Below are 13206 nucleotides of genomic sequence, written 5' to 3'. Positions count from 1 at the left end.
CGATAAGCGGATTCTGGCCGCGATTATATACACATCGCGACCAGACTTGAAGTTTATCTCAAGGTCTAGGTATCGCTGTTCGCCAGCGTTTCCATTCTTCTTGTGGTTTGGCGTGAAGATAAAAAGATTGGCCAGCTTGAGCAGGAGGAGCAAGCTGTTTTTGTTCTGGCGTTGCAAAAGTAATTCCACCGCGAACCATACTTTCTAGGGTGCCTGATTTGATGTTTGCTCCCGTCAGTCCTATCGAAACATCAACGCCTGAGGTATTCCAAAATAGGCTATTGCGACGGACTAAGTAAGCATAGTTGGGATCAATATCGATGGTCGAGATAACTCGATCTGCAAACGCACCCAATTGGATGTCAATCACTCGCCCTACTTCTATATCACGATAAAAAATCGGGGTGCCAATATTAATCGATCCGCGATATTCCGTTTGTAGAGTGAACCTAACACCACTTGGCGAGTAAGGTTGGGTAGCAAGGTGAAAAGTATGCTGCGCAGCGCCTTGCCCAGGATAGACTTCGATACTCGGTGAGACTAGATTTTCTAAATTAGTAATACCTTGTAAGCTCACATTAGCTTTAGCCACCCAAAATACGCTCGTTGCGCGAGTAATAAAAGGAGCGTATTCGGGCTGAATGCGAGCAGAAAAGGTGACTTGTGCTTGGCTAAAACTTGGTACAACAGCGATCACTTCACCGACTTGTACTCCCTGATATTTGATTGGAGTACCTTTGACGATACCGTCGCTATTTTCTGCCAGTAATGTGATGGCTTCCCCAAATTGTTGTGCTTGTTGGTAACTCGAATAAAGCTTCCAATGTCCGTCGAGCTTGTTTTCTACTCCCGGCAAAGTATCAAAAGCAATGCCACCTTGAAGTAGCGTTTGTAGCGGAGCTGCTTGAATACGAAGCCCATCGCTTAAAGAGGCATTCACTTCAATACCTGAATGGTTCCAAAATACGGTTTGATCATTAATTAAATGTTGGTACTGGTTATCAATATTAACTTCAACCTCGACGCCTTCTTTTTGTAACTTAAATTGAGTGACATGACCAACGGGGAGATGACGAAATAACAGTGGGCTGCCAATTTGTACCGGAGGCAGGGTTTCTGCATGGAGGCGCAAGGCGCGAGAGCCGGATTGCTGATACGCCGCCAGTTCTGCTAATGATGGGTTAGCATACAGAGAATAGCGTTCAAGTACGGTGTTTTCACCTTCACTAATAAAACTGATAGTACCACTCAGGAGTTGTTTGACGGGGGGAAGTGAGAGATTAATGCCGGCGCGGCCAAGCTCGGCACGCATTGATCCATCAACATAAAAACGGTTTTTGGAACGAATTAATGATTGGTATTGTTGTTCAATAACGGCATGAAACTCGACTTGATCCGCGCTGAGTTGAACATCTTTGATGATGCCAATTCGTACTCCGCGATACAAAATCTCAGCCCCTGATGTCAAACCATAAGCATGTTCAGCGGTAAGGGTAATGGAGAAAGTATGTGATTGAGATTGTTGATACTCAATTTTTCTTAGCGCTGTAAATTGTCGAGTACGTTCACCTTCACCCGGTTGTAAAGTAAGGTAATTACCTTTGATTAAGTTTGATAAATTTTCTAAGCCAGATAGTGAAACTTTTGCTTCTTGTAAAATGAACTGGCTGCCTGTTGTGAGTAGTTCATTTAATGACGGTTGAATCGCAGCATGAGCAATAATTTGTGTCTTATCCTCATTCAGTTGTAGATGGGTGATCTGTCCTATCTCCAATCCACGGTACATAATGGGCGCTCCCGAAGCGTTAATCCCACTGTCATCAGGCAGTGTAATCGTGATAGGGATCCCGCGTCCGGCCGTTTTGAGATCTCTGTAGAGACGAAACTCGCTGAATTGAGCTGCGGGTTCACCGCCATCGGGGGAATCAACAGCAATCGCTCCGCCAATTAGGGCACTCAAACTTTCTAAACGAACATCGATACCATCAAAGCCTAATGAGGTGCCAATGCCACTCACATTCCAAAAGCGACTTTCTTTGGTGATCAAATGGCGATATTCAGATTCAATTGAGACTTGTAACACGATGGATTGTGCATCTTTGGCAAGTTGATAACTAAATACTTCACCAATCGGAATTTTTTTATAAACAATGGGCGAGCCAATAGAAATTCCGCCAAGATCGTTGGCCCGCAAAGTGATCTGTAGTCCACCATTGGAGACTAAATCGGATGGGGCACGCTCTAGAGCGTGGTATATCTGAGGATGATTTTCTTGCCCAGGGCCACCTGGATGTAAGGCGATATAATTACCAGAGACCAAAGCATCCAATCCTGAAACACCAGACAAACTTGCGGTAGGTTTCACTAACCAAAATCGAGTAGTATCAGAAAGCAATTGAGTTGCTTCGGGATAGATATCTGCTTCGACATAGATACTGTCTAATTCGGGAGCAAGTTTTATTTCCCGCACCATACCGACTTCTAAACCCTGATAACGAATGGTGGTTCTGCCTGCGACGAGCCCCTGTGCATCAGAAAAATGAATTTGGATACGTTCACCGGCATCATGTATCGCTTTACCGACCAGCCAACCCGCGAGCAATAAAGTGAGGATCGGTAATATCCACAATGGGGAAATCCCTTTATTGGATTTGATTTGCGGAGAATAAGACGCTTGGGTCATTGGTGGTTTATTCATTACAAGACTCGCTGTGTTTTGTCTCTTGCTGATAATTGTCCCACAATAGACGGGGATCAAGGCTTTCGGCCGCTAACATGGTTAAGACGACCACAAAACCAAAGGCTAGAGCGCCATCACCAGGGATAAAATTAAGTAACTGCCCTCGATCGACCAAGGTCAACATAATGGCAATCACAAATAAGTCGAGAACAGACCATTTTCCTACCCATTTTATCGCATAGAAAATGCTCATTCGCTGACGATGATAACGGCTGCGTCGATATTGAATCGCCAACAATAAATAGATAAGACCTAAAATTTTAATCACAGGAACGACAATACTGGCTACAAAGATGATCGCGGCAATGCCATACATTCCTGAATTCATCAGCGAAGCAACACCCGATAAGATAGTATCTTCAAGACGTTGCCCATTGGTGATTAATATGGAGATCGGTAGCAGATTGGCGGGAATGATGGCGATACTCGCGGCGATAACATAGGCCCAAGTCCGTTCGATAGAACGTGGTTTTCGATGATAAAGTGGGTGATGGCAGCGAATACAACGGGCGTTTTCGTGTTGCGATAAGTGGCAATGATGGCAATGAACTTGTTTATCCGTTTGAGCAGGGTAATCTTGCTCGGGTTTCCACGCTTCCCAATAGCGGCGAATGCTAATTCGGCTGAGTAATAAAACAGTGAAAATTTGCAAGAGCACCAAACTAAACAGCGCAGGACCCATAAAAATATCCGCGTAATCGCTTAATTTAAAGCTTGAAACTGCAACGCTGACCAAAAAGACATCAATCATTGCCCATGCTTTTAACTGCTGCATGATCCAGACCGAATAGCGTAAACCAAGAAACCAGTGATAACGTAGCGCAATATGGGCGGTAACGATGGAGGCAAAGACCAGAAATGGGGCTAGGGAGCTGCAAAAAAACACCAGTAGAGCCAGAATCACGTATCCTTCATTCGCTAGAGCGATGATCCCCCCAGATAACGATGCTGGGATCATTACGCCGATCAAACGGATAGTTAAAAAGTCAAAGGCGTGAGCAGGAAAAAACAACAGTAAGCAGGTGACGGCAATCGCTAAATTACCCGATAATGAAGGGCTGCCACCTCGATAAAGTTGGGTTCCACAGCGAGGGCAGTAGGCGCTTTTACCACGAGGCACATCAACAATATCCACCGGTAGCTCGCACCCCTGACACAGACGAAGGTTACTGGTGCTCGACGAATGTTGAGAGAGCGGCGTACTAGTCATCAGCCATTACTCGACACTCGGTGACGTTGTCACCGAGTAAGTGGCGGGGAGTATCATAAGCCAAATAGAGTTATGACTGAATAGCGCCATATAATGTTTGATAAAGTCCTTGCTGTTCAAGTAACTCTCCATGTGTACCAATTTGACTCACTCGCCCATCTTCTAATACATAAATCAAATCGGCTTGTTTCACGGCCGACAGACGATGGGCAACAATCAGCGTGGTTCGTCCTTTTAAAAATCCACTTAATGCAAGATGCAGTGCAGCTTCGGTCGCGGTATCGAGTGCTGATGTTGCTTCATCCAAAATCACCAATTTCGGATCACTTAATACCATTCTAGCAATAGCTAAGCGTTGGCGCTGGCCACCAGACAAGCGGATACCGTTACGACCAATAGGAGTATCCAATCCTTGACTGAGTTGATGAGTGACATCTTGCAGTTGCGCTACTTCTAATGCATGCCAAAGCGAGTCGTCGTCATAATCACCACCAAGGGTTAAATTATGCCTTAAAGTGTCGTTGAAAAGTATAGGTTGTTGTAATACCACCGCAATTTGACTGCGGATAATCTCAAAACCAATATCATCACACCGTTCGCCATTAAAATAAATCTCACCTGAATCTGCCCGATATGCTCCAAGCAGTAATTGAATTAAGGTTGATTTTCCGCCACCACTGGCTCCGACTAAAGCGACTTTTTTGCCAGCGGGGATAGTTAAAGACAGTTCATCAAGCACCTTTTTCTCGCCATCATAAGAAAAGTTCACTTGTGAGAGTATGACCGCTACTGGTTGATGCTGAGTAAATGGGTTGACTTTACTGATTGGACGATACTCTTCCTCAAGCTGTAATAACGTATTGATTCTGGCCAGTGCCGCTTTCGCGCTATACCACGAAAATTGGATACCCAGCAGTTCTTGTACGGGTCCTAACATAAACCATAAGTAGCCAAAAACCGCAAAAATTTGTCCGATAGTCAGGTCGCTAAATAGCACCATTAACATCGCGACCGCACGAAACAGTTCAAATCCCAGTAGAAAAAGTAAAAAGGATAGGCGTCCCGCGGCTTCAGCTTGCCAAGCGTATTTATCGGCGTTGGCTCGTACTTCGTCGGCATTGTTTTTAAGTTGAGTTAAAAACTCCCGTTCCTTGTTGGCTGCTCTAAGCTGATAGATACCATCTAAGGTTTCGACTAAACGGTTTTGAAATTTCTCAAATGCTTGGTTCTCGCGTTTTTTGAGATGTTTGACTTGGCTGCCTAGTAGACGGGAAAAATAGATAACAATTGGGTTAACCAATAGGATAAATAACCCTAATCGCCAATCAAGCCATAAGAGTACTAAGGCTGTACCTAATACCGTCAGCAAACTGATTAAAAATTTACTCAATGTTGAGCCAATAAATTGATCGATGGTTTCTATATCGGTTACCAGATGGGCATTAATTCCACCGCTGCCTCGTGTTTCATACTGACGAATACTGATTCGACCTAGTTTATCAATCATTTTACAGCGCATTTGGTAGGTAACCGTTTTTGATACCCGTGTAAACTGCCGACTTTGTATAATATTCAGCAGTTGGCTACCGGTGCGCATGAGCACCACCAGTAATAAAGTGAATAGGATATATCCAGTGGGTGTTTGCCAATCAGAGGGCAAGAGTGTATTCATTAACGCCAAACCACCAGCAGGTTGATTAAGCAAAACTTCATCGACCATCAATGGCATTAACAAGGGGATAGGCACACTGATTAATGTTGCAGCGATAGCAATAAAATTGGCAAAAAGCAGTGGGCGTTGATGTTTTTTTACTTGAGTTATCAACCAAGAACGGCTAATAGTGTCATGATTATTGATCATTATAATGAGAATGCATCCTATTTAGTTTGATGGGCATTGTACGAAGAACAGTAAGTGAAGTCTTTAATTTTATTGGGAATGAATATGAACTTAGCAGATTACCAGCGTTTAACGAAACAAGCGGTGGCTTTACTCGAATCTGAAACTGACTTAGTGGCTAACTTAGCGAATTTAAGTGCTTTATTAAATATGGAACTGAGCGATTTAAACTGGGTTGGTTTTTATCTCTTACAGAATGATGAATTAGTGTTAGGCCCTTTTCAAGGTAAGCCCGCTTGTGTTCGAATTCCAATAGGGCGTGGAGTTTGTGGGACGGCTGTGGCAACTAATACGGTACAGCGCGTAGATGATGTGCATGCCTTTGTTGGTCATATCGCTTGTGATGCAGCCAGTAACTCAGAATTGGTGATCCCGTTCACTATCTGCGAGCAATTGGCTGGTGTGTTAGATATTGATAGCCCAACTATTGCTCGCTTTTCAGAAATTGACCAGCAAGGACTGGTATTTTTAATGACGGAAGTAGAAAAGGTGCTTAATTCACACGCGAACAAGGCATAAATTCGCCTTTGCCAGTGGTTTTTCGTACTCAGGTCACTATAATACCGAACATATTTTATTATTTATGCCCCGCGGACCAGCCGCATCAACCAGGAATCCTCATGGAAAACACTGAAAAGTTAAAAAACAGCAAAGAAGTGATTGCGTATATTGCTGAATGTTTCCCTAACTGCTTTACTTTAGAAGGTGAGGCTAAGCCTCTTAAAATTGGTATTTTTCAAGATCTTGCTCAGCGTCTTAATGAAGATCCTAAAGTAAGCAAAACTCAACTTCGTGCAGCGCTAAGACAGTACACTTCGTCATGGCGTTATCTGCACGGTGTTAAAGCTGGTGCGGTTCGTGTTGATCTTGATGGTAATGCTTGTGGTGAACTTGAACAGCAACATGTCGATCATGCTCAAGCTGCGTTAGCAGAAAGCAAAGCTCGCGTTGATGCGCGCCGTAAAGAGCAAGCGAAGAAAGTGCGTGAAGAGGCCAATAAAGCCAAGCCAAAAGCGAAAAAACCTCAACCACGTCGTGCACAAACACAAGATGTGACGGCAAAGACAGAGAAAAAACCAGTTGAAACACGCGTGTTACAAGCCGATGAAATGAAAGTTGGCAAAGAAGTAAACGTGAACATGGGCAAAGGCAACATGGCTGCGACCATCGTTGAAATTAATAAGGAAGATGTGCGTGTTCAACTCGGTAACGGCCTACAAATGGTTGTGAAGACGGAGCACTTGCGCGCTTAAAGGAGACATTCCTAAGCATGAAATGCCGTTCAAAATTAACATCAATTGCTGCTGGCCTATGGCTGGCAGCTTTTTCTGTTCAGGCGATAGAAGCCAATCTCAAGATTGAGGATTTACCTCTTCTTACTCCACAAGCTCAACATGAAACCGCCAGTAAGCGGGTAACGTCACGTTTTACTCGTTCTCACTATAAACACTTCTCTTTAGATGATGCGTTTTCTCAAGCTATTTTCGACCGTTATGTTGGCATGTTGGATTACAATCGTAATCTCTTTACTCGGGCCGATATTGACGCTTTTAAGCCTTGGTCAACCCAGTTAGATGATCAGCTAAAAGCAGGTAATAACCAGATAGCGTTTGAATTGTATAATCTTTCAATGCGTAAACGTTTTGAACGTTTCCAATACGCGTTGTCGCTTCTTGATCATGAAATGACTTTTGATAGTGATGAGTTTATCGAACGTGATCGCTCTAAAGCGGCATGGCCGAAAGATCAAGCGGAAGTCGATGAGCTATGGCGTCAGCGCGTTAAATTTGACGCATTGAACTTGAAATTAACAGGGAAAACCTGGCCAGAAATTCAAGAAACGCTGGCTAAACGTTATAACAATGCGATCAAGCGGTTAACTCAGACCAACAGCGAAGATGTTTTTCAAGTCTATATGAATGCCTTTGCTCGGCAGATTGATCCTCACACTAGCTATTTATCTCCTCGCAATGCTGCTCAGTTTCAATCAGAGATGAATTTATCTCTTGAAGGGATTGGCGCGGTATTACAGATGACGGACGATTATACAGTGATTCGCTCGTTAGTCGTTGGTGGCCCTGCGGCGACCAGTCGACAGTTGAGTGAAGGAGATCGCATTATCGGTGTTGGTCAAGACAAAGGTGATATTGTTGATGTGATTGGCTGGCGTCTCGATGATGTCGTGCAGTTAATTAAAGGGCCGAAAGGCACTAAAGTGCAACTGCAGATCTTACCGGAAGGTAATGACGCAAAAAGTCACATTGTCACTATTGTCCGAGATAAAATTCGTCTTGAAGACCGAGCGGTTAAGTCTAAAGTTATCGAACAAGATGGCAAAAAGATTGGTGTCCTTGAAGTACCTAGCTTTTACGTTGGCTTAGCACAAGATACCGATAAGTTATTGACTGAGCTAAAAGCCAGCGGAATCGATGGTATTATCATCGATTTACGGAATAATGGTGGTGGCGCATTAACGGAAGCTACCGCACTTTCTGGTTTATTTATTACCAGTGGTCCTATTGTGCAGGTACGCGATAGTTATGGTCGAGTAAATGTTAATAGTGATACTGACGGCAAAATCAGTTATCAAGGTCCAATGACGGTTTTGATTAATCGATTTAGTGCCTCCGCATCTGAGATTTTTGCCGCAGCCATGCAAGACTATGGTCGAGCGATTATTCTTGGTGAAAATTCATTTGGTAAGGGTACGGTTCAGCAACATCGCTCTTTAAATCATATCTATGATTTATTTGAACAAGAGCTTGGTTATGTTCAGTATACTATTCAGAAGTTTTATCGAATTGATGGTGGCAGTACTCAAAATCGCGGTGTGATCCCTGATATTGTGTTCCCGAGTGCTATCGATGCTAGCGAAACAGGGGAAAGTGTTGAAGAGAACGCGCTACCTTGGGACCGTATTGATCCTGTCAAATATCAAGTGTTGCATGACTTTAGTGCGACGATCGCTAAACTCGATCAACGCCATCAAGCTCGAATCTTAGCGGATCAAGAATTTGGCTTCATCTTGCAGGATATTGAAAAATATCAAGCAGAAAAAGACGATAACTTACTATCTTTAAATGAAAAGCAACGCAAGCAAGAGATGGAACAAGCCGATAAACAGCGATTGGATAGAATTAATCTTCGTCAAGCTTCGCTTGGTAAAGAACCATTTGCGACCTTGAGTGATGTTCCCAAAGATTATGAAACTCCTGATGCTTATTTGAATGAATCAGTATCGATCATGGTGGATATGCTCAAGATTTGAACTTTTCTATCTTGATGAGTGAAAGCGAGCCAACTGGCTCGCTTTTTTATAACCGTTTGTTTTATCGTTGTTAATTTGAAATAAGTGTGCAGATAAGAAGAATTTATAATGTGATTTTCATCGAAATTTCGCATTATAAATTGAAACCGCCTAAGCTTAAAATAAAAGCATTAGGGGGCACGATGAAATGGATTGCACTATTTATTGCTTGCTTCAGCTTAACGGCAACGAGCCCACAGTTAGAAGCGCGTTATCACTCAAGACAAGATCTGACTCAGTTTGACGTGCCTTTTTTGCTTGGCGATTGGTTTTTGTTTAACTCTGCACCAGAGAAATCTAAAGAAAACTTTCTCGTCGTTCGCTTAACTCTCAAGTCGGATTATTCATTTTTAATCGATATACAAAAGAAAGACTACAGTGTTGATCACTGGCAAGGGCAATATTCGCTCAATCAAGATAGCTTGATTCTTGGTATCGATAGCAGCACACCACAGCACTATTTTTATCAAGCGAATCACAATCAACTAATGCTTAATGGCGTTATTTTTACCAAGATGTTAACTAGCCCGTTAGCGGGAACTTGGTCAGGAGACTCATTGGCTGGCAGTGATCAATCGCTTCTCAATTTACAAAGCCTCGATTTAATTTTACAACCTGATTTCATCTTCTTTTTTCGTGCAACAGGACAAAATGGTAATCAAACCGTGCAACAAGGGGTGTTTTATACCGAAGATGAACAATTGGTCCTGTTGTATCCCCATGGTGAACATAATACGCGCTTTCAACTTAACCAAAATCGCTTAACGTTAGACATTGAACAGGGCATGCTCTACGCCGAATTAAATCGAATTCGTTAGTCGATCTTTTCTCTACAATGTCGCACCAATTGAAGATTTTCTTTTTTAGCAGAGCTATCAACTTGGCGTTTTATCGATTTATTACCTTTATTTTTGACCTTATTGCTAAAACCCAATATCGCGTATTGGTTATACAGCGGATTAAAATCTCTCATTTTTTCGGTCTAGGGGTTGTTATTGGTGAAAACAAGATTAAGATCAGTTGATTAACATCAAGGTTTCTCAACCTTACTCTTCATCTGTTTATGTCAAAAAGGATTCCGACCATGGCGACAAGCCCATTAGCCAAGTATCGTAAAGATTATCTGGCTCCCTCTCATTATATTGATCGTATTGATCTAACCTTTGATTTGCATGATCACGCGACTGTCGTTACGGCGGTTTCTCACGTTGAGCAAAAGGCTGAAAGCTCAACACTATTGCTAGATGGTGAAGGGCTAGTATTAACATCATTAAAAATTAATGGTGAAGAGTGGCAACACTTTACCAAGTCAGAGGCTCATTTAGAAATAACTCAACTACCTCAGCAGTTTGAGTTAACCATTGTGACGGAAATCGATCCTCAAAGTAACACTGCATTAGAGGGGCTCTATAAGTCCGGTGGGGCTTTCTGTACTCAGTGTGAAGCAGAAGGATTTCGTCGCATCACTTATTTCCTTGACCGCCCAGATGTGTTAGCCAAATACACCAGTACAGTGATTGCCGACAAAGCCTTATACCCATATTTGCTAAGTAATGGTAATAAAGTTGCCCAAGGTGAGACCGATAATGGTCGTCACTGGGTAAAATGGCACGATCCTCATCCTAAACCTGCGTATTTATTTGCTTTGGTCGCGGGGGATTTTGATGTCTTGCGTGACCAGTTTGTCACTCGTTCTGGTCGTAACGTTGATTTAGAAATTTTTGTCGATAAAGGCAATTTAGATCGCGCAGGTCATGCGATGACTTCGCTAAAAAATTCCATGAAATGGGATGAGCAGCGGTTTGGCTTAGAATACGATCTGGATATTTATATGATCGTAGCTGTCGATTTTTTCAATATGGGGGCGATGGAAAACAAAGGGTTAAATATTTTTAACTCAAAATTTGTTTTAGCCAATGAGAAAACGGCGACGGATACTGATTATCTTGGTATTGAAGCGGTGATTGGCCATGAATATTTCCATAACTGGACGGGGAACCGAGTTACTTGTCGTGACTGGTTTCAATTAAGCTTAAAAGAAGGCTTAACGGTATTCCGCGATCAAGAATTCTCTTCTGATCTTGGTTCGCGAGCGGTGAATCGCATTCATAATGTTCGGATTATTCGTGGTCCTCAATTTGCAGAAGATGCAAGCCCAATGTCGCATCCTATCCGTCCGGATAAAGTGATAGAAATGAATAACTTCTACACCCTGACCGTCTATGAAAAGGGCAGTGAAGTGATTCGGATGATGCATACCTTATTAGGTGAAGAAGCGTTCCAGCAAGGAATGAAGCTCTATTTTGAACGTCATGATGGTACCGCAGCAACCTGTGAAGATTTTGTTTTAGCAATGGAAAAGGCAAGCGGTATTGATTTAACTCAATTCCGTTTATGGTATAGCCAATCGGGTACACCACTACTTAAAGTGACGAGTCATTATGATGAGCAAGCTCAAACATATGCGTTAACGGTTGAACAAAGCACAGAGCCAACACATGATCAGCCAGAAAAATTGCCACTGCATATTCCATTTGATATTGAGCTGTATCATGAAAATGGTGAAATTATTCCGTTACAGTGTAATGGAAAGTCCGTTTCTAATGTCCTCAGTGTGACTCAAGCGAAGCAGACGTTTGTTTTTGAGAAAGTCCCCAGTCAACCGATCCCATCTTTATTACGTGAGTTTTCTGCTCCGGTAAAACTTGAATATCAATATACCGACCAAGAATTAATCTTTTTAATGATGCATGCGACTAACGCTTTTGCACAATGGGATGCTGGGCAGATGTTGTTGGCAAAATACATTCGAGCGAATGTTGAAGCTGCTCAGCAACAACAAAAAGTCACCTTACCTGAAGCGGTTGTCGATGCTTTTCGTGGTGTGCTGCTCAGTGATAAACTTGAGCCAGCTTTTATCGCTGAAATGCTGGCTTTGCCGAATCATAATGAAGTATCGGGTTGGTATAAGCAGGTGGATGTCGATGCGATTGCCAAAGTACTGCATGAACTGAAAGTGATGTTAGCCACTGAGCTAGAAGATGAACTCAGTGCCACTTATCATTCATTAACTCAGACTGAATATTCGATTGAGCATGCGGCGATTGGCCAGCGAACTTTACGTAATACCTGTTTAGGTTTATTGGCTTTCACTGAGCAAGGCAACCGTTTGGTCCAACGTCAGTATCAGCAAGCCAATAATATGACCGATACGATTGCCGCAATGAGCGCAGCAAATAGTGCTCAGCTGGCTTGTCGAGAAACACTGATGGCTGATTATAGCGCGAAATGGCAACACGATGGATTGGTGATGGACAAATGGTTTGCTTTGCAAGGATCGAATCCTGCTGAAGATGCTTTAGATGTCATTCAAGCCACGATGCAACACTCCGCTTTTAGCTTAAAGAATCCTAACCGCATTCGTAGCTTAATTGGTTCATTTTTTACCATGAACCCGGTTAATTTCCATGCGCTTAGTGGTGATGGTTATCGCTTTGCGGGGCAGATATTGCGTGAGTTAAACAGCAGTAATCCTCAAGTGGCCTCTCGTTTAATTGATCCGTTACTCAAGTTTCGACGTTATGACGAGCAGCGACAAGCATTAATGAAACAGGAGTTAGAAGCGTTACAGTCACTGGATGATCTTGCACGTGACTTATTTGAAAAAGTCAGCAAAGCGCTTGAACAAGCCTAACTTGTTCGCTACTTATTGATTGATCGGGTGCTGGAAGGGGAAGTCGCTTCCAGCACTCTATACAGTACAATTATGAACTATTATTTTTTCTCTCTTAATATCTCTTATCAAACTTTCCTAGCTCATTATTCTGGGCTAGCCAGTCACATCCTAGTTACCACCGAACATGGCTTACGTTTACAATTACCAGCTGCAAAATTTCGCCCATTTCTTAGCCAAATTGGAGTAAAAGGTCGATTTCGTCTAACAACTGACCAAAACAATAAGTTTATAAAGTTAGATATGCTGTCCTGAGGTAAATTTGTGGTGATTTGAATCGCTACGCCTGTCACATTATTAAACATTTCACTATCAA

Annotated in this window: 9 protein-coding genes; 6 read left to right on the top strand and 3 right to left on the bottom strand. The window is 42.7% G+C overall.

All coding sequences use genetic code 11. From position 1 onward, the window contains the following. Window positions 1–58: 58 nt before the first annotated feature. From AACS00_RS07365 to AACS00_RS07355, 3 genes are all read right to left on the bottom strand, one after another. Complete coding sequence (locus AACS00_RS07365) at window positions 59–2698, bottom strand: PqiB family protein (RefSeq protein ID WP_181397495.1); 2640 nt, start codon at window positions 2696–2698, stop codon at window positions 59–61. Further along, window positions 2691–3950 carry a paraquat-inducible protein A gene (locus tag AACS00_RS07360; RefSeq protein WP_110166965.1) on the bottom strand — a complete coding sequence of 420 codons (1260 nt, stop codon included), beginning with the start codon at window positions 3948–3950 and terminating at the stop codon, window positions 2691–2693. The genes AACS00_RS07365 and AACS00_RS07360 overlap by 8 nt, the downstream gene beginning before the upstream one ends. Before the next feature lie 70 nt (window positions 3951–4020). After that, the gene (locus AACS00_RS07355) at window positions 4021–5811 is read right to left on the bottom strand and encodes an ABC transporter ATP-binding protein (RefSeq protein WP_110166964.1); all 1791 of its coding nucleotides are present in this window, start codon (window positions 5809–5811) and stop codon (window positions 4021–4023) included. An 84-nt stretch (window positions 5812–5895) separates the two neighbouring features. On the opposite strand from AACS00_RS07355, the gene AACS00_RS07350 reads away from it, so the two are divergent. The 6 genes from AACS00_RS07350 (at window position 5896) to AACS00_RS07325 (ending at window position 13145) form a co-directional block, all read left to right on the top strand. Further along, entirely contained in the window at window positions 5896–6369 is a 474-nt protein-coding gene (locus tag AACS00_RS07350; RefSeq protein ID WP_110166963.1) for a GAF domain-containing protein, read from the top strand. Window positions 6370–6470: 101 nt separating this feature from the next. After that, a complete protein-coding gene (gene proQ / locus AACS00_RS07345) occupies window positions 6471–7103 on the top strand; it encodes an RNA chaperone ProQ (protein WP_004395295.1) in 633 nt (210 codons plus the stop codon). A gap of 17 nt (window positions 7104–7120) precedes the next feature. Continuing rightward, window positions 7121–9118 (top strand): carboxy terminal-processing peptidase, encoded by a 1998-nt coding sequence (prc, locus tag AACS00_RS07340; protein ID WP_110166962.1) that lies wholly within the window; start codon window positions 7121–7123, stop codon window positions 9116–9118. A gap of 182 nt (window positions 9119–9300) precedes the next feature. Then, window positions 9301–9975 (top strand): hypothetical protein, encoded by a 675-nt coding sequence (locus AACS00_RS07335; RefSeq protein WP_072669099.1) that lies wholly within the window; start codon window positions 9301–9303, stop codon window positions 9973–9975. 266 nt (window positions 9976–10241) lie between these two features. Beyond that, window positions 10242–12851, top strand: a complete 2610-nt coding sequence (gene pepN, locus AACS00_RS07330; protein WP_110166961.1) for an aminopeptidase N — start codon at window positions 10242–10244, stop codon at window positions 12849–12851. 72 nt (window positions 12852–12923) lie between these two features. Further along, a complete protein-coding gene (locus AACS00_RS07325) occupies window positions 12924–13145 on the top strand; it encodes a DUF2835 domain-containing protein (protein ID WP_040904316.1) in 222 nt (73 codons plus the stop codon). Window positions 13146–13206: the final 61 nt, after the last annotated feature.

Origin of the sequence: Vibrio sp. 11986-1-5 (assembly GCF_963878025.1) — a bacterium.
In the GTDB taxonomy this organism is placed as follows: Bacteria; Pseudomonadota; Gammaproteobacteria; order Enterobacterales; family Vibrionaceae; genus Vibrio; species Vibrio injensis.
Note: the sequence above shows the minus strand (reverse complement) of the source record. Positions and strands in the feature narration are given on the sequence as shown.